This window comes from Leeuwenhoekiella sp. W20_SRS_FM14, from assembly GCF_052119605.1.
Lineage (GTDB): Bacteria > Bacteroidota > Bacteroidia > Flavobacteriales > Flavobacteriaceae > Leeuwenhoekiella.
In genome coordinates, this window is the sequence record NZ_JBGQOK010000005.1 from 244,385 (window position 1) to 269,464 (window position 25,080).

16 protein-coding genes and 2 tRNA genes are annotated in these 25,080 nt (G+C 37.0%); 13 read left to right on the top strand and 5 right to left on the bottom strand.

Features of this window, described 5'->3' with window-relative positions; all coding sequences use genetic code 11:
* Positions 1-52: 52 nt before the first annotated feature.
* Positions 53-709: a DUF2461 domain-containing protein gene (locus ACEN25_RS10860; protein WP_441802939.1), complete on the top strand. Its 657-nt coding sequence runs from the start codon at positions 53-55 to the stop codon at positions 707-709.
* Here ACEN25_RS10860 and ACEN25_RS10865 read toward each other — a convergent pair.
* Positions 682-1,932, bottom strand: a complete 1,251-nt coding sequence (locus ACEN25_RS10865; protein WP_441802940.1) for a 3-deoxy-D-manno-octulosonic acid transferase — start codon at positions 1,930-1,932, stop codon at positions 682-684. The two genes, ACEN25_RS10860 and ACEN25_RS10865, sit on opposite strands and share 28 nt — an antisense overlap.
* 220 nt (positions 1,933-2,152) lie before the next feature.
* Here ACEN25_RS10865 and ACEN25_RS10870 point away from each other — a divergent pair, with 220 nt between their 5' ends.
* Entirely contained in the window at positions 2,153-3,286 is a 1,134-nt protein-coding gene (locus ACEN25_RS10870) for a DegT/DnrJ/EryC1/StrS family aminotransferase (RefSeq protein WP_441802941.1), read from the top strand.
* A gap of 75 nt (positions 3,287-3,361) precedes the next feature.
* On the opposite strand, the gene ACEN25_RS10875 is transcribed toward ACEN25_RS10870, so the two are convergent.
* Positions 3,362-3,919, bottom strand: coding sequence for a nitroreductase family protein (locus tag ACEN25_RS10875; RefSeq protein WP_441802942.1), 558 nt, complete (start codon positions 3,917-3,919; stop codon positions 3,362-3,364).
* A 286-nt stretch (positions 3,920-4,205) separates the two neighbouring features.
* Here ACEN25_RS10875 and ACEN25_RS10880 point away from each other — a divergent pair, with 286 nt between their 5' ends.
* Positions 4,206-6,134 (top strand): OmpA family protein, encoded by a 1,929-nt coding sequence (locus ACEN25_RS10880; protein ID WP_441802943.1) that lies wholly within the window; start codon positions 4,206-4,208, stop codon positions 6,132-6,134.
* Positions 6,135-6,214: 80 nt separating this feature from the next.
* Here ACEN25_RS10880 and ACEN25_RS10885 read toward each other — a convergent pair whose 3' ends face one another.
* Both ACEN25_RS10885 and ACEN25_RS10890 read right to left on the bottom strand, forming a co-directional pair.
* Positions 6,215-8,881: an AsmA family protein gene (locus ACEN25_RS10885; protein ID WP_441802944.1), complete on the bottom strand. Its 2,667-nt coding sequence runs from the start codon at positions 8,879-8,881 to the stop codon at positions 6,215-6,217.
* A gap of 5 nt (positions 8,882-8,886) precedes the next feature.
* Entirely contained in the window at positions 8,887-9,621 is a 735-nt protein-coding gene (locus tag ACEN25_RS10890; protein ID WP_441802945.1) for a queuosine precursor transporter, read from the bottom strand.
* A gap of 112 nt (positions 9,622-9,733) precedes the next feature.
* Between ACEN25_RS10890 and folK the strand changes: the two genes are divergently transcribed.
* Positions 9,734-10,837: a 2-amino-4-hydroxy-6-hydroxymethyldihydropteridine diphosphokinase gene (gene folK, locus ACEN25_RS10895; protein ID WP_441802993.1), complete on the top strand. Its 1,104-nt coding sequence runs from the start codon at positions 9,734-9,736 to the stop codon at positions 10,835-10,837.
* Between the two features lie 277 nt (positions 10,838-11,114).
* Here the strand turns inward: folK and ACEN25_RS10900 are convergent, their stop codons facing one another.
* Positions 11,115-11,651 carry a TrmH family RNA methyltransferase gene (locus ACEN25_RS10900; RefSeq protein ID WP_441802946.1) on the bottom strand — a complete coding sequence of 179 codons (537 nt, stop codon included), beginning with the start codon at positions 11,649-11,651 and terminating at the stop codon, positions 11,115-11,117.
* A 174-nt stretch (positions 11,652-11,825) separates the two neighbouring features.
* On the opposite strand from ACEN25_RS10900, the gene mutS reads away from it, so the two are divergent.
* The 9 genes from mutS (at position 11,826) to trxA (ending at position 24,990) form a co-directional block, all read left to right on the top strand.
* Positions 11,826-14,450 carry a DNA mismatch repair protein MutS gene (mutS, locus tag ACEN25_RS10905; RefSeq protein WP_441802947.1) on the top strand — a complete coding sequence of 875 codons (2,625 nt, stop codon included), beginning with the start codon at positions 11,826-11,828 and terminating at the stop codon, positions 14,448-14,450.
* Between the two features lie 88 nt (positions 14,451-14,538).
* Positions 14,539-14,610: transfer RNA gene (locus tag ACEN25_RS10910), tRNA-Gly, on the top strand.
* A gap of 46 nt (positions 14,611-14,656) precedes the next feature.
* A tRNA-Leu gene (locus ACEN25_RS10915) sits at positions 14,657-14,740 on the top strand.
* A 148-nt stretch (positions 14,741-14,888) separates the two neighbouring features.
* Complete coding sequence (locus tag ACEN25_RS10920) at positions 14,889-15,488, top strand: hypothetical protein (RefSeq protein WP_441802948.1); 600 nt, start codon at positions 14,889-14,891, stop codon at positions 15,486-15,488.
* A 77-nt stretch (positions 15,489-15,565) separates the two neighbouring features.
* Positions 15,566-18,004, top strand: coding sequence for a zinc-dependent metalloprotease (locus ACEN25_RS10925; protein WP_441802949.1), 2,439 nt, complete (start codon positions 15,566-15,568; stop codon positions 18,002-18,004).
* A gap of 198 nt (positions 18,005-18,202) precedes the next feature.
* Entirely contained in the window at positions 18,203-18,649 is a 447-nt protein-coding gene (locus tag ACEN25_RS10930; RefSeq protein ID WP_028376693.1) for a ferritin-like domain-containing protein, read from the top strand.
* 179 nt (positions 18,650-18,828) lie between these two features.
* Positions 18,829-19,275, top strand: a complete 447-nt coding sequence (locus ACEN25_RS10935) for a ferritin-like domain-containing protein (RefSeq protein ID WP_028376694.1) — start codon at positions 18,829-18,831, stop codon at positions 19,273-19,275.
* Between the two features lie 286 nt (positions 19,276-19,561).
* Positions 19,562-23,944, top strand: coding sequence for a DNA polymerase III subunit alpha (dnaE, locus tag ACEN25_RS10940; RefSeq protein WP_441802950.1), 4,383 nt, complete (start codon positions 19,562-19,564; stop codon positions 23,942-23,944).
* 695 nt (positions 23,945-24,639) lie between these two features.
* The gene (gene trxA, locus ACEN25_RS10945; RefSeq protein WP_371457763.1) at positions 24,640-24,990 is read left to right on the top strand and encodes a thioredoxin; all 351 of its coding nucleotides are present in this window, start codon (positions 24,640-24,642) and stop codon (positions 24,988-24,990) included.
* Positions 24,991-25,080 lie beyond the last annotated feature (90 nt).

Here is a 25,080-nt window from a genome sequence, read left to right on the forward strand (position 1 = left end):
TTAATTATTTAATAGTCAACAAACTTGCCACTGCTATCTTTGAGCTAAAAAAATGAGTTTCTACAAACTTTATACATTTCTTAGAGAATTACAGCAAAATAATTCTAAAGAATGGATGGATGAGAATCGCAATTATTATTTTGAAGTTCGCGACTTTTATATAGACTGGCTTAATAAAATGGATATTAAACTGGCTGCGATAGATCCTAACTACACACCTACAACAGGCAAACAAGCTATAAATCGCATTAATAATAATTTACTATATCATCCTAACAAACCTACATATAAAGATCATTTTGGAGCAGGGCTAGATCAAGAAACGAAACAAGGTGATTTTTACATACATTTGGGAACATCTGAGAGTTTTATTGCCGGTGGCTTTTATAAACCTAAATCTTCAATACTCAAAAGTATACGACAGGCTATAGATTATAATGGAGACGAATTACTCGATATACTTAATAAACCTAGTTTCAAAAAAGTTTTTGGAACCCTAATAGATGATGGTGACAGCCTTAAAACAGCACCTAAAGGATTTAGTCAGGATCACAAACACATTGATTTACTACGCCGAAAAACCTTTGCTGTACAACACGATCTCAGTCAAAAGTTAGTAACCGGTGATGAATTTGAAGAACGTGTAATCACAGTTTATAAAGAAATGCTTCCCTTTAGAGCTTATTTAAACGAGGCCGTAAGTGTCTGATTTAAATAAGCCATTATAGCAGTTGTAGCGCCGGTGTTGCTTGAAACATAGTGACCATTAATCATTCCTGTCTGTAACCTAAATTGATCATCATTTAGGAATCTATTTAATAAACTTGTGGTCTCACTCTCATTATTTACCGTATATAAGCCCGCTAGTCGTCTTAACTCTAAGGCTTCAGGAAATTTATCAATATGAGTACCGGTTAAAATAGGAATCCCAAAAGTTGCCGGCTCAAGAATATTGTGCATTCCCGTTTGACCCGCTGCACCGCCCACATAAGCTATAGATGCATATGCATAAGCTTTGCTCAATAGGCCTATGGTATCTAAAATAAGAACACGTGCCTCTTTTAAGCTTTGAGTATCCTTTTGAGAATACCTCACAACCGGAATCTCAATCGCTGCGATAAGCTTATCTATTTTTTCTGAATTGATTTTGTGTGGAGCTATCAAAATCTTAAGATTTGGATTACTATTCACAAAATTTAAAAGTAGTGCTTCATCCTCTTGCCAGGTGCTCCCACAAACAAGCAGTAATTCATTTTGCTTAAACTCTTCAATAAATGAAAGCGAATTATCATACGACAATTGTATGCTTACTCTATCAAAGCGAGTATCGCCACTTACAATAGCATTTTTAAAACCTAGTTGTTTCAGTAGTTCTAGAGAGGCAGTATTTTGTAAAAAGAAATAATTGAATGCGTTTAAAGAGTTGACCATCCATTTTCCGTAGAATTTAAAGAAGGGTTGTTTTGATCTAAATATACCCGAAATCAAAATTGTATGGGTATCTGTAATGCGAAGTTCATTTAGAAAATTAGGCCAAAACTCATATTTTACAAAAATCGCCAGTTTTGGTTTTACAATTTTAAGAAAGCGCCTTGCATTGACTTTTGTATCTAATGGCAAATACGTTACAACATCTGCTAAAGGTGTATTATATTTTACATCATAACCTGAAGGAGAAAAAAAGGTAAGTAGAATTTTAAAGTTTGGGTACTTCGTTCTAATCTCTTCAAGAACGGGGACTGCCTGCTCATACTCTCCTAATGAGGCTGCGTGAACCCAGATATAATTATCTTCTTTAGAAATAGCAGCTTCTAATGTAGAAAAAACATTTACCCGAACGCGTCTAAATTCTTTCAGTTTAGGAACAAATAAACCAAAGACCGGCAGAATACCATTAAAAAGCGAGATTATAAAAGAATACAGGTGTTGCATAAGGGTGTAAAAATAGCGTTTTAGGCTAAAAAAAGAGATTGGTTAGCGGATCGAGATTTTGTATTTTCGTAGAACAAAAAAATTACTGAATTAGCTTTTTAATTCTTGTTATTAAAACTGAATTATTACTTACATAACTAGCTTGAACATCTTCCTATTAATACACGGAGTTCAACAATAAGAATTCAATAGAAAAAATAGTTCAGCTGAATAATTACCTATGAAAAAAATTCAAATGGTTGACCTTAAAGGTCAATACGAATCTATAAAAGAGCAGGTTAACCACTCTATTCAGGAAGTTATAGATACCACTGCATTTATTAATGGTCCCGAGGTTCATTCATTTCAAAAAGAGCTGGAAGAATATCTTGACGTTAAACACGTCATCCCGTGCGCAAATGGTACAGATGCCCTGCAAATTGCAATGATGGGTCTGGGTTTAAAACCCGGAGACGAAGTTATAACTGCAGATTTTACTTTTGCTGCCACGGTAGAAGTAATAGCTTTATTGCAGTTAACTCCTGTACTGGTAGACGTGACCCCACACGGTTTTAATATAGATGTTGAGGCTATAAAACGAGCAATAACTCCAAAAACTAAGGCTATTGTTCCTGTTCATCTATTTGGTCAGGTTGCAGATATGGATGCCATTATGCAAATAGCAGAAGAGCATAATTTATTTGTTATAGAAGATAACGCACAGGCAATAGGAGCTAATTACACTCGTAGAGATGGTACTCGTGTTAAAACCGGCACTATAGGTCACGTAGGAAGTACATCCTTTTTTCCTTCTAAAAATTTAGGAGGTTATGGTGATGGTGGCGCTATTTTCACTAATGATGATGCTCTGGCACATACGATACGCGGTATAGTTAATCACGGTATGTATGAGCGTTATCACCACGATGTTGTAGGTGTAAATTCTCGCTTAGATTCTATACAGGCAGCAGTTTTACGAGTAAAATTGCCGTTGCTTGATACTTACAATGATAAACGTAGAGCATCTGCCAGAAAATATTCTGAAAAGCTGGCAAATCACGATAAAATTACCGTGCCTTTGATTTGTGATACGTGTGATTGTCACGTATTTCATCAATATACCTTGCGCTTAAAAGATACCGATCGTGATGCACTGGTTAAACACTTAAATGCAAATGATATTCCTTGTGGGGTATATTACCCCATACCCTTGCATAAACAAAAAGCTTATGTTGACGAGCGTTATAATGAAGCAGATTTTACAGTAACTAACAAACTTGTAAAAGAAGTGATCTCATTACCTATGCATACCGAATTAGAAGATGATCAGATTGATTTTATAACTAAAACGATATTAGACTTTCTGGATAAGTAATTCAAAAAGAAAAAAATCCCTGATATTATACGTATCAGGGATTTTTTATTCTTAATTATTTGAGTTAAAAAGCTATTAAAACCAGGTGATTTTATCTTCAATACTCGTACGTACACCTTCTGGGTTAGGACCATTAAAAACTCCCAGATAGAAAAAACCTAAACATTTTTCACCTTCATTAAGTTTCAGTTCGGTACCCAATTCGGTAATATAACCCGGAGAACTCCAGTAACCACCCAATCCCTGTTCACCTGCTGTAAGCCACATATTTTGAACAGCCATCCCTACAGCAGCAATTTCTTCCCATTCCGGAATGCGCGCTTTCGGATCTCTTTGCATGCATATGGCTATTACCGCACCACTTTGCATTACTTTTTCGATACTTTTATTCAATTTAAATTCTGAAAATTTATCTGCTGGAGTAGTTTTAGTATATCCTGTTTTAAGAATGTCAGCAAGTAGCTCTAGAGCATCATCTTTAAATATTTTAAATCTCCACGGCTCTGTTTTGGCGTGCGTAGGAGCCCAATTTGCCGCTTCAAGCAAAGTCCTTATTTTATCATCACTTATAGTTTCGGCCTCAAACTGATTAGGAAATATTGATCTGCGATTTTTTATTGTATCTAATATCATATAGGTATTTTAAGCAAATATAAAGGCTAATTACCAAATGTGCTTTTAAGCTCTTAATGGATTGATGAAAATACATTCTAAACCGCTTCAAATTTCAAATTCTTAAAATTCTGGCACACCTTAGTAACAACTTGAAAAACAGTAAAAACCCCCATACTTCTAAAGTTTTGAAGTAGTATATTTGTCTGGTATTAATTTATATATATTTGCCTTCTCCTAATGCCCCCTTTAATCTTTAATAAACTCAATGAATATGCGAGTTAATATGAAACAGTGGGTTACACTGATGCTAGTTTTCATAGCACCTTTTTATTTTTATGGACAAAATAAGGAATTAAATAAAGCTGATAAGAAATTTGAGAGCTATGCTTTTATTGATGCTCAAAAAATATACTTAAGGTTAGCCGGAGAAGGTTATGAATCTGCAGAACTTTTTCAAAAACTGGGAGATTCTTATTATTTCAACGCTAAATATGAAGAAAGCTCTAAATGGTTTGAAAAACTTTTCAATAAATATCCTGAAACAATAACTCCCGAGTATTTGTTTAGATATGCACAGTCTTTAAAAGCCCTTCAACAATACGATAAGTCTGATGAGATGATGGAAGAATTCCGTCGTCTAAAAGGAGGAGATTCCCGTGCTGAACTTTTTAATAAAGAGCCCGATTACCTAGAAGAAATTAGCTACAGTGATAGCGAATATGAAGTAGAAAATCTGAGAAAAACCAACTCCAGATATTCTGACTTTGGGCCTATGATTTATGAAAACAAACTTATTTTCTCATCCTCAAGAGATACAGGAACCGGAAAAAAATACATACATACTTGGAATAACGAGCCATTCTTAGATTTCTACCAGGCTCCTATAGATATTGAAACAGGTGATCTTGGTAAAGTTGAAAAGTTTGCTGAAAACATTAATACACGGTTTCACGAGTCTTCTCCATCATTTACATCAGATGGTAATACCATGTACTTTACCCGAAACAATTTTAGTCAGGGAGTAAAACGTACCGACAAAAATGGTACCATACGTCTTAAGATTTTCAAATCTGTAAAACGGGGTGGCACTTGGGGAACTCCTAAAGAATTACCTTTTAACGACGACAATTACTCGGTTTCACACCCTTCATTAAGCCCTGACAATAAAAAACTTTACTTCGCATCAGATATGCCGGGAAGTGAAGGTTTATCAGACATTTGGGTGGTTGATATTCTAGGAAACGATGAATATAGTGAACCTAAAAATTTAGGCCCTATCATTAATACAGAAGGCCGTGAAAATTTCCCATATATTAGTAAAAAAGGAAACCTTTACTTTTCATCAGATGGTCGCCCGGGATTAGGTGGTCTTGATATTTACGTAGTGGCTACAAAGAAAAATGGAGACGTTGCCTATGTAATAAATTTAGGCAAACCTGTAAATAGTCCTCAAGATGATTTTGGTTTTGTAGTTGATGAGTTTAACAACACCGGCTACTTTTCTACTAACCGCTATTTTGGGATGGGAAGTGATGATATTTTTAAATTTACAAGAACTCCTGTTCCTCCGCCGGTATGTGAGATTTTAGTTACTGGCACCGTAAAAGACAAACAAACACTCTTACCTATACCTACTGCTACAGTAAGTGTGGTAGATCTTAATGGGAAGGTTCTTGAAACTACTAAAGTTGATGCACAAGGCAATTACACATTAAATCCGTTATGTAATCAGGAAATACTTATACGTGCTGAAGAACCAGATTACTACTCTGCAGAACAACTAATTGTAACTCCTAAAGCTAATGGAGAATCTATGGTGGTTGATTTATTATTAGAACCTCGTATTACTAAAATTAATCAAGGTGATGATTTAGCAAAATTACTGAAGCTAAATCCTATTTATTTTGACTTTGATCGCTTTAACATTCGCCCTGACGCTGCATTAGAATTAGTAAAAGTTCTTGCAGTTATGGAAACAAATCCTAGCCTCATTGTAGAAGTACGCTCACATACAGACAGTCGCGGAAAAGACGCATACAACTTAAGCTTATCTGATAAACGTGCACGATCAACTGCAGAATATATTATAAGTCGTGGTATAGATGCTAGCAGAATTACAGGAAAAGGTTTTGGTGAGACAGAACTTATGAACGACTGCGGTAATGGGTCTGACTGTTCAGAAGAAGAACATCAACTTAACAGACGCTCAGAATTTATAGTTATAAGTTTCTAATTAAGTTTTAAACTTATATTTAAGCATAAAAAAAAGCACCTCCTGGTGCTTTTTTTTATGCTTAAAATTTACAGATTAACTTAGTTATTACCCGTTTTTGTAGTATCTGCTGCTTTCTTCTTCTTACCAAATAAGCCTCCAAGTACATCCTTTACTACAGTTGTTGTATTAGGCTTAGTCGCTAAAGAATCTTTAGGTTTAGATGTAGTTGTAGTGTCCTTGGTCGTTTTACTACCGCCTAATAAGCCACCTAAAACATCTTTTATTTTATCTTCACCTTGCTGCTGTAATTTTCCTTTTTGAGTAGCAACAATCTGTTGCGTTAAATTAGTTACTGCTTGCTGCATATTAACATTCACCTGAGGGCTCGTAAAACTCCCCGACAAATTAACAGGTAGATCTACAGTATATTTATCTAGGTCTGTGTTGCTTAAACTTGACAATGTACTCCCTAATTTTGTTCCTAAAAACGTACCCGGTACTTTAAGATTCAATACATAATTAATTGTATTTTCTAAACTATGTGTTCCGCTTACACCTACATTAATACCCTTAACATTAAAATCAAAGGGCTTTACAGTAACTAAACCATCATTAAAACTCAACTGTGTTTTTAAATTACTTAAGTCGATATTTTGAAGATTTATAAAATCTAGTTTTCCGTCTAAGGCATTAAGAAGTTTCATTTTTTCAGGATCAACTTTTACGGTAAGTAATTGCGCTAAAGCATTTCCTGCCAGTGATGATAACACCGGTGTTAGATCGTCTGAAAGATTACCTTTAAGGCTTATTGTTGTATTTAATGCTCCCTGCAAGGCTTTTGCAATAGGCGCAAACTGCTGAAGCATTTCTAATCCTTCAAAAGATTTACTGATATCTACACTTTTAAGATCTAAATTCATCCCAAAAGTTGGGGTTAGCCCCTTAGTACTCACATTTCCCTGAAGTGCTATTGCACCTCCAAAAATATCAGATTGTATGTTATTTAGACTTGCGGTCTCATCATTAATCGCAACATTACCTCTAACATTAGAAAGTGTGATATTATCATAAATTACCTTTCCTGCAGAAAAATCTATCGCTGCATCTAAAAATGAAGGAATCTTAATTGCGGCTTCTTTTGTGGCAGTAACAGTCTTTGTCTTTGACTCAGCAGGAGTTACAGGCGTTGTCTCAACAACACTAAAATCACTAAGGTTTATAGTGTTTGAGTTTACATTAAAACGACCTTTTAAATTTTGTTTAGAAAGCAAGAAAGGAATAAGATTTTCTATGCTTCCTTTTGCAGCCAAATCTGTTTTACCGGTTTGTGCCGTTAAATTCTCAAGGGTTATCGTTCCCGGATTAAATTTTACATTAGCAACTGCAATAGTTAATGGATTAGGTAGTTCTGGCGAAATGTATTTGAAATCTTTTAAGTTAGCTGTACCACTACTCTTGATGTTCTGATATTGTTCTTTATCTACACTTTCCATATCAAAATTAGCAGTCATATCTACTGTCAACATTCCATTTAAATCCTGATCTAATTCTAAAGGATACGCCTTTTCTAGATTGGCTAAATTTAATTTCCCCTTTAATGCCAGATCTATAAGAGGGTTTGTAGTAAGCCTGTCTATTCTTCCTTTGGCATTAAAAACATCCTGATCTATTCTTAAATTTAAATTGCCCAGACGCAAATAGGTATCTTCTACCAGGCCCGTTTCATTTACTATTTGCATATCTATTACAATATCTTCTACCGTTTTAGGCAAGTCAGGATATTTAAAAGAAGCATTATTTGATTTGATCTCTATATCAAGCTTCGGAATATGCGTCTCATCAACAATCCCATTTATTTTACCATTAACTATAAAATCGCCTGTAGTTGTCACCCCATCAAGATTCTTTGCATAAATCTCAGGTATCACAGCGAGAAAGTTTTTAAAATCGCTAGATGGTGTTTCAAATGCAAGATCTAGCTCATTATTAGTCTCGTTAATTTTCACAAATCCTGAGAACACTAATGGAAGCTGATTAACGAGAAGCTGATTTTCCTTAAAGGTATAGCGCTGTTCTGGTAGATTCATCTCTATAAGTGCATCTAGCTTAATTTTATTTGAGTTTAAATAATTTACTCCATCAAAGTCAAAGGAAGCTAATGCTTCAGTTTTTGTGTCTAAATTAGAAACTGCTGCAGAAAAATCACCGGTACCCTCGTGGTTAACTTCGGTAAGCTTCAAATACGTTTTTGTGCTTTCGTCTAAATAATTTATCCTTGAATTATTGAGTTCATAATGCTGTATATCAAACTTAAAACTACCGGTATTGTCTGCAATCGTATCTGTTTCTGGAGTTGCACTCTCTTTTGTGATATCATAATTTGCATTGCCCAAACTATCCACTTTTATATTTACAAAAGCTTGATTCAATTTAATTGCATCAACTGCGATAGGGTTGCCAGACGAAGTTTTAAAAAGTTGCATCACGCCCATATCAAGCTGTAATAAGGCACCGCTCGCCAAAGTATCACCTTCAAAAGGAGCTTTGTTAACGATGCTAAAATTTTTAACCTGAACCGCTGCATCTGGGAAACTCGAGAATAAAGTAAGATCAAATTCCTCCCACGCAACCGTTGCATTTAAATTTTCATTTATTGAACGTTTCAATAAATCTTCAAGCTGACTTTTAAATAAGAAAGGCGCAGCAATAAGTCCTACAATTAGAACAACCAGTATAATTCCTAATATTTTAAATATCTTTTTCATACTCTTTAAATTTTTTCTTCTTTTTGAAATACTTCAATTTCAGAACCTAACTCTTGATTAGGAGCGAGGTTAAACCGTTTTCTAAATATATAAACGCCTAAATACATAAAAGGGGTATCACAAATAGCAATAAGTACCTTAAATAAAAAACCGCTAACCAAAAGTGCTGTAAAACGCTCCCACTCTATTTTACCAAAACTACACAACAATAATAGCACCGTGATGGTGTCTAAAAACTGACTAAAAAAAGTGGAAAAGTTATTTCTAAGCCATAAATGTTTTCCTTTTGTGAGATTTTTCCAAAAATGATAAAGTTGTATATCTATATACTGTGCAAACAGGTAAGCCAGCATAGACGCTAAAACCGCTACTACTGTAGCCCCAAAAACGGTATTAAATAATGCATCATTAACAGGAGACCATGAAGTTGCCGGGACTGCCGCAGAGGTATATACTATTAGTAAAGAAAATAATGAAGCAAAAATTCCTGCGGTAACTACTTGATTTGCTTTTTTCTTACCATACATCTCACTCAGCAAATCTGTAATTAAAAACGTGATGGGGTATGGCAAAATTCCTACGGAAATTTCAAACCGATAAAGACCAAAAAAATCCCAGTAAAAAAACTTTTGAAAAATAAGATTAGAGACTACAAGAGAACAAATAAACAAAGCTCCCAGAATGAAATAAATGCGGTAGGCAGCCAGTGCATCTCTTTGGCTTATTGAGGCTTGCGTCAAACTCTTGAATTTATTAGGTTCTAGTCGTCAAAATTAGCAGAATGTACACTGCTTTTACTTAAATTGCTCTTAAATTATTTAACATTCTACACCCATTAAAGCACTACAAAACATACTCTTATCTTTAGGAAGCAACCAGGGAAACTCATTTGAAAATCTTCAAAATGCGGTAGATCAACTATTCTTAGAACTAGGAAGCGTAAAACAGATTTCACCTGTTTACAAAACTAAATCGTGGGGTTTTGAAGGTGCAGACTTTCTTAATTGTGCGATTCTAATTCAAACCCGTTTAGAAAGCGCAGCGGTAATAGATTTAATTTTAACTATTGAAAAAGAATTGGGCCGCGTACGTTCTACACAAGGATATACAGATCGCCTTATAGATATTGACATTTTATTTTATGGCGATGAAATTTTATATACTGAAAAATTAGAAGTCCCTCACCCCAGGTTACACCAGCGTAATTTTGTTTTATACCCGCTTAATGACATTGCTACAACTTTTGAACATCCTGTATTAAAAAAAGAAATACGAGAGTTATTAAAGGAAACTACAGATCAGCTAATTCCTGAAAAAATAACAGAACCCCTCAAAAATCCCAACAGCGCTTATAACTTCAGCGCTCAAAATTACATTGCGATTGAGGGTAATATTGGAGCCGGTAAAACCACATTGGCTACTATGATTTCTGAAGATTTTAATGCAAAACTTATTCTAGAACGCTTTAAAGACAATCCGTTTCTCCCTAAGTTTTATGAAGATCAGGCGCGCTATGCCTTTCCTCTTGAAATGTCATTTTTAGCAGACCGCTATCAACAACTGCTTGATGACATAGGTCAATATGATTTGTTTAAAGATTTTATGATAGGCGATTATGATTGTTTTAAATCACTCATTTTTGCAAAAATCACCCTTACTGAAGAAGAGTACAATTTATATAAGAAGTTACACGGTATAATGTATCGCGAAATTGCACGACCAGATTTATACATTTATCTCTACCAAAATCCGGAGCGTTTATTGGAAAATATAAAAAAGCGTGGTAGATCTTACGAGCAGGATATATCTGAAAATTATTTACTGAAAATAAATAAGGGCTATCTGAATATGATAAAAAACAGTAGCCCGGGAAAAGTTAAAATAATAGATATTTCAGAACTGGATTTTGTAAAAAACCGCGCCGACTATTTGTCAATTCTCAATCAGATTAAATAAAAATTGATTGAAAGCTAATAGTAAAAAAAGCAAAGTAGCGCCAGCATAAATGCAAAGCCTATTATTATTCCTACTAGGATTCCAAGCTTCTTACCATCTTTAGCTCCTCTAGAATACGATGCGTAATCAAAATTATTAACGTTCATTATGTTGGGTTCTTTGTTATGTGGGTAACGCAAAACTCTTACATAAAATTGCCAATACTAGTGTATTTAGGAAAGATTTAGTAGAATTATATAATTTTTAACAATTCAATATATTATTTAAAATTATATTATCACAGTGCTTTCATCTTAGCATACACATCCCAAAGTACAATACCAGCGCTCACAGCTATATTAAATGAATGTTTGGTTCCTATTTGAGGAATCTCAAGCACAATATCTGAAGCATTTACGACTTTTTGCTGTACTCCTTTTACCTCATTCCCAAATATTACAGCGAGTTTGGCATTTGGCTCAGGAACAAAATCATCTAACATGACCGCTCGTTCTGCCTGTTCAATAGAAGCTATCGTATACCCTAAACTTTTTAATTGCTCAACTGCAATTAAAGTATCTTCAAAATATTCCCAGGTTACACTTTCTGTAGCTCCTAAAGCGGTTTTAGTGATTTCTTTATTAGGTGGCTGTGCGCAAATACCGCATAAATAGACAGCCTCAACGAGAAAAGCATCTGCTGTTCTAAACACAGAACCTATGTTATTAAGACTTCTTATATTATCAAGCACCACGATAATGGGTGTCTTTTTAGCACTCAAAAACTCATCTACAGACTTACGATCGAGTTCGCTGTTCTTTAACTTTCTATTCATCTTGTAAAAATAAGTATTCGATAAAATAAGGATTAAATTTTTTGAATTATAATTCAGAAGAAACTCCCATTAAATTGTTGACAAAAACAAATAACTCTTAGGGGAGTTAGAAGAACTTCCCTGTGATATTCTTTAAATTTATACCCACTAAATATAAATACGGCAACACTAGTTATGTCTAAGAAAAAAGAGAAAACAGTCACTCCTTTAATGAAACAATACAACGGGATCAAAACCAAATATCCTGATGCATTGTTACTTTTTAGAGTGGGTGATTTTTATGAGACTTTTGGAGAAGATGCTGTAAAGGCTGCCGGTATTTTAGGTATAATTTTAACCAATAGAAATAATGGCGGTGAGCGTACCGAACTTGCAGGCTTTCCTCATCATTCACTAAACACCTATTTACCTAAGCTGGTTAAAGCGGGTTGCCGGGTTGCAATTTGCGATCAATTAGAAGATCCCAAAACCACAAAAACTATTGTTAAACGCGGAGTGACCGAACTCGTAACTCCGGGTGTTGCTTTAAACGACGAAGTACTACAGTCTAAAAGCAATAACTTTCTGGGCGCATTACATTTTGGTAAACGCTTGCTAGGACTCTCTTTTCTTGACGTTTCTACTGGTGAATTTCTTACAACGCAGGGAGATTGCGCCTATGTAGATAAGCTACTTCAAAATTTTAACCCTAGCGAACTGCTTATTAGTAAAAGCAACAAGAAAGAATTTAAAGATAGTTTTGGCACAGATTTTCACGTCTTCTATCAGGAAGATTGGGTGTTTCAAATAGATTTTGCCCGAGAAAGTTTAAATAAACACTTCAATACAAAAACTCTAAAAGGTTTTGGCATTGATGATATAGATGAAGGTATAATTGCGGCCGGTGCAGCACTTCATTATTTAAGCGAGACGCAGCATCACAAACTTCAGCATATTGCACGCATAGGCCGTATTGCCGAAGACGCCTATGTGTGGATGGATCGATTTACCATACGTAACTTAGAGCTATACCAGGGCACTTCTACTAAGTCTATCACACTTTTAGATGTTATTGATAAAACTATATCGCCTATGGGCGGAAGGCTTCTAAAGCGATGGCTTGCTTTACCGCTAAAATCAATCGCGCCCATACAGGAGCGACACGAGGTTGTAGAATATATTTTAAACAATAATGAGTTTTACGACAAGTTATCACAGCACATAAAAAAAATAGGAGATGTTGAGCGACTTATCTCTAAGGTAGCAACGGGGAAGGTTACACCCCGGGAAATTATTCAGCTTAAAAATTCTTTAGAAGCAATGGTGCCTATAAAAGCACTGGCTCAAAATACAGAAAACGAAGCACTTCAGATTTTAGCAGAAAAAATTAATAATCTGGAGCATTTAAGATCAAAGATTAAAGAGACACTTACCGAGGATGCTCCGGTAAATGTGATAAAAGGAAATACCATCGCCCCGGGATTTCACGAAGAGCTTGACGAACTGAGAGGTTTAGCAACTTCGGGCAAAGAATATCTTGACAAAATGCTTGCCCGAGAGACTGAACGAACAGGCATTACTTCTCTAAAAATAGCTTCAAATAATGTTTTTGGGTATTATATTGAAGTGCGTAATACGCATAAAGACAAGGTGCCAGCAGATTGGATACGTAAACAAACGCTGGTAAATGCAGAACGCTACATCACCGAAGAACTAAAAGAATACGAAGCTAAAATTCTGGGAGCCGAAGAACGCATATTGGGGATTGAGCAACAACTTTTTAATCAGCTTGTAATCTGGATTACTCAATTTATTGACCCTGTGCAGACCAATGCTAACACCATTGCGCAGCTAGATTGTTTGCGTTCATTTACATGTTTGGCTAAAGAAAACGAGTACTCAAGACCTGTCATTGACGAGTCTTTTGAACTCGAGATCACAGAAGGGCGTCATCCCGTAATTGAAAAACAACTCCCGCTGGGTGAAGTTTATATAGCAAATGACACCTACTTAGATAGAGATACCCAGCAAATGATTATGATTACCGGCCCTAACATGTCTGGTAAATCTGCTATTCTAAGACAAACCGCCTTAATTGTTTTATTAGCACAAATAGGAAGTTTTGTACCTGCAAAAGCTGCCCGTATAGGCCTTGTAGATCGCATTTTTACTCGCGTGGGGGCAAGCGATAACATCTCTATGGGAGAATCTACCTTTATGGTTGAGATGAATGAGACAGCAAGTATTCTAAATAATATATCTAACCGAAGTTTAGTTTTACTGGATGAGATAGGCAGGGGTACCAGTACTTATGATGGCATATCTATTGCCTGGGCAATTAGTGAATATTTGCACGAACACCCAGCACGACCTAAAACCCTGTTCGCAACCCACTATCACGAACTCAATGATATGTGCGATACCTTTTTACGTATAAAAAACTTCAATGTATCTGTTAAAGAGCTCAAAGACACGGTTTTATTTCTTCGGAAGTTAATCCCGGGAGGTAGTGCGCACAGTTTTGGGATACATGTAGCTAAAATGGCCGGAATGCCACAACAAGTTTTACACAGAGCAAACAAAATGCTTGAAAAATTAGAGAATTCAAGCCGAAAAGAAGATCAACAGAAAGTTTTAAAAGAAAAAGACAGTGATGAAATGCAGCTTAGCTTTTTCAATCTTGACGATCCCCTTTTAGAAGAAATTAAAGAGGAAATACTTCATATTGATATAGATACACTAACGCCTGTTGAAGCTTTAATGAAATTAAATGAGATAAAAAGAATGCTTATTCGAAGTAAAAAAAATAAGGTTTCATAAAGATTTAATTTTTTTTCAGAAATTGCTTTGCAGATTGAAGAAATCTTGTAAATTTGCATCCGCATTAAGCGACACAGTTTAATGAATTGCGAAAGTAGCTCAGGGGTAGAGCATCACCTTGCCAAGGTGAGGGTCGCGGGTTCAAATCCCGTCTTTCGCTCTAATAGTTTCACCATATATAAAATGGTGTTTAATTGAAAGCCCACGCTCGGGTGGTGGAATTGGTAGACACGTTGGACTTAAAATCCAATGAACATTAGTTCGTACGGGTTCAAGTCCCGTCCCGAGTACAAAAGCCTCCTCAACAGGAGGCTTTTTTTATTGGTAATTTATTAACTAAATAGCAATGCTATTTTGGTTATTTTTGCAGCCTAGAATAAAAAAAATTCCCCTACATAATAGCTCTATTTTTTCGTATATAAGAAAATTGACACCATTATGCTCTTTAAATTTTTTAAAAGATCAAAATCTAACGATAACGGTCTTCAACATAATATTTTATTTGCGCCAAATTACCTCGTAAAAACCAAGGCTTATAAAGATAGAACCGAGTACGTAATGGGCGGCCACTCAATACTTAATATTGAGCACGAGGATGGTAAAAATATAGGTTTGTATTTTGATGTTACCCGAACTCAGAATGCAAATAAATTAAGCCTTACAGATGATGACTCTTTACATCTGGGATTTCAAAGTCTTTTAGATACTAATTATCTTATTCTGGGTACACGTAAAAATTTAGCTCAATCTAAAGTTGGGGATAAACTCACGCTCAAATTTAAAGATGGCAACGCTATAACACTAGCATTAGAATCCTGTTCAAGTATAGCAAAAGAAAAAAAAGGATACGCTTGCAACCTTCGAACTGAAATTTCAGATGAGGTGCTACATCTTTTTACTACTAAACTTGTAGAATCATACTCTTTTGAACTTCAGAATTCAAAAGAATTAGTAAACAAATCATTCAACGCAGACTCGAGAAGAAAATTTAGAGAAGCAGCTCAATCCTTCTTATTTGTGCTTCAGAAGCACTATTAGCATGCGATGAAATTTCTGTAATTTTTGCAGTGTAGATTTAGTAACGATTCTGTAAATTATGCATCAAATTCAACATGATGCTAAGAAAACTCGTATTACTACCTCTCCTATGTATTTTACTCTACAGTTGCAAATCTCAAAAGCTCCAGAATAAAGCTTCCACAGCGATTGAAACTAAAGACAAAAAGGATTCTAAACTCAAACCTTACGACAAGGTTGTCACTAAAGAAGCCTTAAGTGATCAGGGGCTTTTCACAACACATACCGTTGATGAAAAACTCTATTTTGAAATCCCAGATAGCTTATTAGGCAAAGACATGCTTTTAGTAAGTCGTATTGCAAAAGTTCCCTCTGGTTTTGGCGGTGGTTATGTTAATGCAGGTTCTAAAGTAAATGAGCAGGTGGTACGCTGGATAAAACGCGGAAACTATGTTGACCTAAAAGTAATTAGTTTTGAAAATCAAAGCGACGAGAACAGCCCGATCTCAAAATCTGTAGAAGCAAATAATTTCTTCCCTATACTCTACAGTACAGCAATAGCCGCAAAAAGTAAAGATTCTACAAATCTCGTTATTGAAGTAACAGACCTATTTACTAAAGATATTGATGCTATAAACGGTGTATCTTCAAGACTACGCAAAGAATATAAGATTAAAAAGTTAGATGGAACCAGATCATATATCGAGTCTGCTGCAGCTTTTCCTAAGAATGTAGAAGTTAAACACGTAATGACTTATGATGCAGAGGAGCCACCAGAGCGCGATCAAGCCGGTACCCTAACTTTGCTAATGAATCAATCTATGGTTCTTCTTCCAGACGATAAAATGCAACCGCGACTTGCAGATGATCGTGTAGGCTGGTTTACCTCTAAAAAATACAATTACGATTCTGAACAGTTAAAAGCAGATGATTATAAAATTATTCGCCGCTGGAAATTAATACCTAAAGATATCGAAGCCTACAAAAGAGGTGAACTGGTAGAACCCGTAAAACCCATCATTTATTATTTAGATCCTGCAACTCCGTTAAAGTGGCGCCCCTACTTCAAGCAAGGTATTGAAGACTGGAACAAAGCCTTTGAAGTTGCCGGCTTTAAAAACGCCATTATTGCTAAAGACCCGCCTTCTATCGAAGAAGACCCTGACTTTAGCCCGGAAGATGTGCGCTATTCTGTAATTCGATACGTGGCAAGCACAACGCGTAATGCTGTAGGACCTTCTGTATCTGACCCAAGAACGGGTGAGATTATAGAAAGTGATGTGATCTGGTATCACAACCACCTACGCTCCTACCGTAACCGTTTTATGATTGAGGCTGGAGCTCAAAACCCGGCTGCACGTACTTTAGAAACTCCCGAAGCAGAAATAGGTGAGATGATGCGTATGGTTATTGCTCACGAAGTAGGTCACGCATTAGGCTTACCTCATAATATGAAAGCAAGTTCAGCATATCCTACAGATTCGCTACGTGTTGCTTCTTTTACCCAGAAATACGGACTCACCCCTTCTATTATGGATTATGCGCGTGTAAACTATGTAGCGCAACCAGGAGATGATGGCGTACGCTACATACGCATGATGGGACCGTACGATTTATATGCTATCAACTGGGGATATAGATATATTCCTGAAGCAAACAGCTCTATAGAAGAAAAACCTACTCTAGATAAGTGGATTCTTGAAAAAGCAGGAAACCCGTGGTATGAATTTGGAAGCGCTAACGGTATAGACCCGCATTCTCAAACCGAAAGCCTGGGAGATGATAACATCAAAGCCAGCAGCTATGGTTTAGCTAACTTGAAGAAAGTAGTGCCTAATTTAATAAACTGGACTACCAAAGACGGCTACGGCTATGATGACTTAAGCGAAGTATATGGAGAATTAGCCCGTTTATGGCGCGGTTATATCAATCACGTAGTTACTAATGTAGGCGGCATTTACGAAACTATAAAAACTTCAGATCAGAAAGGTGTGGTATATCAACCGGTGCCTAAAGAAGTTCAGCAGGAAGCTGTAGATTTTCTAAACGAAAATGCATTCACAACCCCACAGTGGCTATTAAATTCAGATATATTAGACCGCATTGAAGCAGAAGGAGCTATTGAGCAGGTTAAAAGTGTACAAATTTATGCGCTTAGCAATTTACTATCAGGCAAGCGTCTTACCAGAATGATTGAAAATGAGCAGAAAAATGGCGCATCTGCATATTCGGCGGTTACATTAATGAATGATTTAAGAAAAGGGATTTTCAACGAATTGTATCAAGGTCAAAAAACTGATGCATACCGCAGAAATCTACAACGTAAATATGTAGAAATCGCTACCTCCTATCTAGGCGAACTTGAAAAAGACAATCAAGAGATTTTAATATCAGATGTATTACCTCTTATGCGCGGTGAACTTACGCAGCTACGTTCAGATTTAAATTCACGTAAAAACAACTCCAGAGACACATTGACCAGGTTCCATTACGTAGATTTAATCGCACGTATAGATGCCGGTTTAAAGGTAGATTAAACAGCTACTTCCATTCAATAGATAACGCTTCTCCTACTTAGGGGAAGCGTTATTTTTTTAACAAAAAACTTCTTAAACCCTGTGTTAATTTGACTTAAAAGCGGTTAAAACCTGTTAATTCTGAAAATTGAATTTTTTTTCGATATAAATTGAGGTGTGTTTTAGAATAACCTAAAGCAATTCAACAAAAAAAATACTATGAGTTATACAGATGATATGGGCAAAAAGCTCAACGAATTATTAGAGAAAAATTACGATGCTGAAGCAGGGTATAAAAATGCTGCTGAAAAAGTTCAGAATTCAGCATTAAAAAATTATTTATTAAGTCGAGCACAGGACCGCTATGATTTTGGTCACGAATTAAAAACCGAACTGAGTAATCTTGGTCAGGAGCCAGATAAAGGCACCAGTCTTGCAGGAGATGCACACCGTCTGTGGATGGATTTAAAAACTGCATTGACCTCAGACAAGGATGAAGCAGTTTTAGAAGAAGCGATACGTGGTGAAAAAACTGCCCTGGAAGAATACAATGAGATTATAAAAAATGGTGAATTACCATTATCTACAACAAACATAATAGCAAAACAACGCGACAGTGTACAAAATGCATTGACAGAAGCTAAAGCCCTTGAAACTTTAGCATAAAATATATTTAAGTTAAGTCTCATTAGCAAGAAATTCTAAAAGTGTTAAACACCTGATATAGAAGTTAAACACTCTTAATTTATTTGCTTCTGGCGGCTTAACTTAGTATCTTAAAGTAAACGTAGACGAAACACGTTACCTTAACAAAAACGTTTCGATAATTTAAAAGAAGTTAGAAGATGAAGTTCACAGAAAAAATTTCGAATAAGTTAAACGAATTATTAACCAAGAATTACGACGCGGAAGCAGGTTACAAGTTAGCTTCAGACCATACCAAGAATGGAACTTTGACAGAATACTTTAATCGTAAAGCAAAAGAGCGTTATGATTTTGGCCACCATATAAAAAATGAAATTAAAGCTTATGGCGAGACTCCTGAAAAAGGTACGAGTCTGGCAGGCGATGCACACAGAGCTTGGATGAATATAAAATCTACAGTGTCTAGTAACAGCGACGAAGCGCTTTTAAAAGAAACGATACGTGGGGAAAATAACGCTATAGAGGAGTATAAAAATATTCTGAGCGAACCACATCTACCTCCTACAACTGAAGCCATTTTAAAATCTCAATTAGGAGTTATAGAAAGCACACTAGAAGAAGTAAAAGCCTTTGAAATAATGGCATAAAATCTGTTTATTTGAATTAGCCAAAATAAAAATAAACTCTAAAATCCCCTTCAATAGTCAACTATTGAAGGGGATTTTTTTATGATACATACGTTAATAACTCCTCAAAAGTTAACTTTTTAAAGCCTCTGTTTTTCTTTAAATTTAAACTTTTAGCCCATTTTTATTTCGGTCTTAGAGCACAGCGTTTTAAGAAGTTGATCTAATATTTTTCTAAAATTATTTTGACAGCTTTAGCTGTCAAACGATTCAATCCTCGACTATCGAGTAATTCAAAGAGAACCAGATGTACCTAATTTTTGATACAGAAACTACCGGCTTACCTAAAAACTGGAACGCTCCCCTTACCGATTCTGACAACTGGCCAAGAGCCATACAAATCGCGTGGCAACTTCACGATGACATGGGCAACTGCATGGAGCACGAAGATTATTTAATACGTCCTGATGGTTTTGACATTCCTTTTGATGCAGAACGCATACATGGTATTTCTACAGAATTGGCTCAACGAGATGGACTTCCTCTCGGCGAAGTTCTGGGGAAATTTAAAGCTGCTTTAGACAAGACAAAATTTGTAGTGGGTCAAAACGTAGGTTTTGATTTAAACATCATGGGTGCAGAATTTTACCGACTTGATGTTACAAACCAATTACAAGAACTTCCGGTTTTAGACACCTGTACCGAAAGAACCGCACAACTGTGTCAAATTCCCGGAGGTCGTGGAGGAAAATTTAAACTTCCTACGCTTACTGAATTACACCAGTATTTATTCAACAAACCTTTTTCTGAAGCACATAATGCCACCGCAGATGTGGAAGCAACCACACGTTGCTTTTTTGAACTGGTACGCCGTCGCATATTTACTCAGGAAGAATTAGATGTACCGGCAGGTTATTTTGAAAACTTTTCAGAAGCTAATCCGCAGCCGATTCAATTTATCGGGCTTAAGCATATAAATCTTAAAAAAGCTTCCGAAGAAATACGCAAAACGCTACAAAAAGTAGATCAGGCAGATATTTCTAAAGAAGAAATTAAGGAAAACAAAGCCCAACTTGCCAAGGTAGATTTTGTGCATTTGCACAACCACTCGCAGTTCTCCATCCTTCAGTCTACTTCAAGTGTACACGATCTGGTTGCTGCTGCAAAAAAACATCAGATGCCCGCAGTCGCCATTAGCGATATGGGAAACATGATGGGTGCCTTCCACTTTGTGAAAGCATTGACTGCACATAATTCCGCAGCAGCCAAAAAAAATAAGGAACTCGAAGAAGCAGGCGAAGAACCTACAGAAACCATTATAAAACCTATTGTTGGGATCGAACTCAACGTATGTCAGGATCATAAAAATAAAACCCAAAAAGACAACGGCTATCAGATTGTGTTTATCGCAAAAAACAAAAAGGGCTATCACAATCTCGCAAAAATGGCTTCGCTTGCTTATACAGACGGATTTTACTACGTTCCGCGTATAGACCGGGAGATTGTAGAGCGCTACAAAGAAGACCTTATCGTACTTACCGGTAACTTATATGGCGAAGTACCCAGTAAAGTGCTCAATGTAGGTGAAAAGCAAGCCGAAGAGGCCTTACTCTGGTGGAAAGATACCTTTGATGAAGATCTCTATATTGAGATTATGCGTCACGGGCAGGAAGATGAAGACCGGGTCAACCAGACTTTAGTGGAGTTTTCTAAAACTCATGATATAAAACTAGTCGCCACTAACAACACCTTCTACATTGAGAAAGAAGATGCCTCTGCTCACGATATTTTATTGTGTGTAAAAGATGGGGAGAAGGTTGCGACACCAAAAGGTCGTGGGCGTGGATATCGTTTTGGTCTGGATAATGAAGAATATTACTTTAAGTCTGCCGAAGAAATGAAGGCCCTGTTTACAGATCTGCCGGAAGCGATAAGCAATGTGAGTGAAGTTGTAGATAAGATTGAAGCTTTTGTATTAGCGCGTGATGTCTTATTACCTGCATTTACGATTCCTGAAGAATTTAGGTTTGAAGAAGATAAACTCGATGGTGGAAAACGCGGAGAAAATAAATACCTCAAGCACATCACATTTGAAGGAGCTAAAAAGCGCTATCCAGACTTAACTCCCGAAATTGAAGAGCGACTCAATTTCGAGTTGAGCGTTATTGAGAATACGGGATATCCGGGTTATTTCCTGATTGTAGAAGATTTCATTCGCGAAGCACGTAATATGGATGTTTCGGTAGGTCCTGGCCGGGGTTCGGCTGCCGGTTCTGCGGTAGCCTATTGTCTGGGAATTACAAATATTGATCCTATTAAATACGATCTGCTTTTTGAGCGTTTCTTAAATCCAGATCGTGTGAGTATGCCCGATATTGATATCGATTTTGATGATGAGGGCCGAAGCCGGGTTATGGATTATGTAATCAATAAATATGGTGCTAATCAGGTGGCGCAAATTATCACCTACGGTACCATGGCAGCAAAATCATCAATTCGAGATACCGCCCGGGTGCTTGATCTTCCGTTAGGAGATGCAGACCGCATTGCCAAGTTGATTCCCAATATGTCGAAGCTTGCCAAGATCTTTGGGCAAAGTGAAGCCGAATTAAAAAAGAAATTTCGCTCAGATGATCTTATAAAGGTAAACGAACTCCTCAACCTTGCCGAAGGTGATGATCTTGAGGGCCAAACCTTGCGAAGAGCACGCCAGCTTGAAGGTTCGGTGCGTAACACGGGTATTCACGCCTGTGGGGTAATTATAACGCCCGATGACATTACTAATTTCGTCCCGGTGTCCACAGCAAAAGATTCCGATTTATACGTTACGCAATTTGACAACTCGGTAGTAGAAGAAGCCGGTCTGCTAAAAATGGACTTCCTGGGTCTGAAGACCCTTACGCTGATTAAGGATACTGTAAAACTTGTAAAACACAAACACGGGATTGATCTCGATCCCGATAATTTTCCGCTAGATGATGCAAAAACCTACGAACTCTTTCAGCGGGGTGATACGGTAGGGATATTTCAGTATGAATCACCCGGGATGCAAAAACACATGCAGGCATTAAAACCTACTGTTTTTGAAGATCTCATTGCTATGAACGCTTTGTATCGCCCGGGCCCTATGGAATACATCCCGAGCTTTATTGCGCGAAAACACGGTGACGAAGAAATACAATACGATCTACCTGCCATGCAGGAATATCTGGAGGAAACTTACGGGATAACCGTCTATCAGGAGCAGGTGATGCTCTTGTCACAGAGCCTTGCAGGCTTTAGTAAAGGTGATGCCGATGTCTTGCGTAAAGCGATGGGTAAAAAGATTTTATCGGTACTTGATAAGATGAAACCCCAATTTCTGGAAGGTGGTGAGAAAAATGGCCATCCTCGAGAGGTTTTAAATAAAATATGGAAAGACTGGGAAGCTTTTGCTGCCTATGCTTTTAACAAATCTCACTCTACCTGTTATGCGTGGATTGCTTACCAGACCGCTTATTGTAAGGCCCACTACCCTGCCGAATATATGGCTGCGGTACTGTCTAACAATATGAACGATATCAAACAGGTTACTTTCTTTATGGAAGAGTGTAAACGTATGGGACTCGAAGTTTTAGGGCCAGACGTGAATGAATCGTTTAGAAAATTTACCGTAAACGACCGCGGCGCGGTACGTTTTGGTATGGGAGCTGTAAAAGGCGTTGGGGCTAACGCAGTACAAACCATCGTTGACAATCGTAAAGACGGGCCGTATCGTTCTGTGTTTGACCTTGCAAAGCGTATAGATTTACGGGCTGCTAACAAAAAAGCTTTTGAAAGTCTGGCACTGGCCGGCGGTTTTGACAGCTTTACAACCACCCACCGCGCGCAATACTTTAAAGACGAGGGCGATGGCATTACCTTCCTTGAAAAAGCAGTGAAATATGGAGCTAAATTTCAGGAAAATGAGAATTCGTCTCAGGTAAGTTTGTTTGGCGATGCCAGTGAAGTGCAAATCCCAGAGCCAGTGGTGCCTCCCTGTGAAGAATGGGGAACGATGGAAAAACTGCGTCGCGAGAAAGAGGTGGTAGGTATTTACATTAGTGGGCACCCGCTAGATGATTTTAAATTAGAAATGGAAAATTTCTGCAACGGCAAGATTAGTGATTTTAATAACCTTGATAATCACCTTAACCGTGAACTTACCATTGGTGGGGTAATTAGCGATGTGCAGCATCGGGTTTCTAAAAACGGAAAAGGCTGGGCAGCATTTACTGTTGAAGATTTTGATGAGTCATACGAGTTTAGGATGTTTGGCGAAGAGTATTTAAAATTCAGGCATTTTTTAATACCCAACTCTTTTGTGCATATGCGTGTTTTTGTACGTGAAGGATGGACCAACCGCGATACCGGAAAAAAAGGCGATCCCCGTTTGCAGTTTAACAACTTTATGCAATTACAGGACGTTATGGAAACCTTTAGCAAAAAACTCACCATCAATCTGGATCTAAAAGAAGTACAAAGCAGCCGTATTGATGAGCTGCGCGAAACCTTATTTAATCACCGCGGCGATCACAATCTGCATTTTTACGTCTTTGAATCTGACGAAAAGATCGCATTGCAGATGCCCAGTCGTAAGAAAAAAGTAAAAATAAGTAGTGCGTTGTTAAATGAATTGAAGGCACAGCGGTTTAGTTTTAAACTCAATTAATAGGCTTTTACATCATTAGCTTTGCTGTTTGGGCGTTCCCTAACGGTCGGGCTATACACTGCAATCTCCTTGTTGCCTCGGGCAACAAGGAGGATTTACGCTGCTATCCCTAACGCTTTTTGTAATACTAAACTTATTTCAGCATCATACTCCTAAAATCTGCGCCCCTTAAAAGAGTTCAAGGTGACGAAACTATCGTAAACCCGCGTAAGGGATAGCAGTGAAAAGCCCACAGCGAGGAACGAGCGCGGACTTGTAACGTATAGCCCGACCCGAAGGGTTACGCCCAAATCATTTTAAAAAGTTTAATTTTTATTTCGTCATTCTGAACTTGTTTCAGCATCACACTCGCAGCATAAGCTACCCCTGTAACGAGTTCAGGTTGAAGAAACAATAGAAAAAGCGCGTAAGAGATAGCAGTGAAAAGCCCACAGCGAGGAACGAGCGCGGACTTGTAACGTATAGCGCGATCCAAAGGGTTACGCCCAAAACCTTAAAATCGCACGTTACAATCCCGGAATATTAGAGATTTCAATCTTTTAGAAGCAAAAAATAGTACTTCAATTTAAAGACAGTTTAAGAAATGCTTATATTGTTAAGGCAAAAGGGTATTATTAATCAATATAACTGATAAAATCATAGTCAAATCTAATTCGTTGATTGTAAGCTTTAGATAAATAATTGACTAATTTTACATTAATAACCTAAATAAAAATAAAATGGCACTAGAAATAACTGACGCAACATTTGACGAAGCTGTACTACAATCTGATAAACCGGTACTTGTAGACTTTTGGGCAGCATGGTGTGGCCCTTGTAGAATGGTAGGCCCCGTTATTGAAGAAATAAGCAAAGAATATGAAGGTAAAGCCGTAGTAGGTAAAGTCGACGTTGATGCTAACCAGGAATTTGCAGCAAAATATGGTGTACGTAACATACCTACGGTTTTGATGTTTAAAAACGGTGAGGTTGTAGGTCGCCAGGTAGGTGTTGCTCCTAAAGCTACATATACTGAGGCTTTAGAAGGTTTACTTAGCGAAGCATAAGAAAACATTTTTAAAATAGAATAAAAAGGTTTGGCTTCATGTCAAACCTTTTTATTTTGCCTGTAAGCTGTAAATTAATGCCTGCGACAC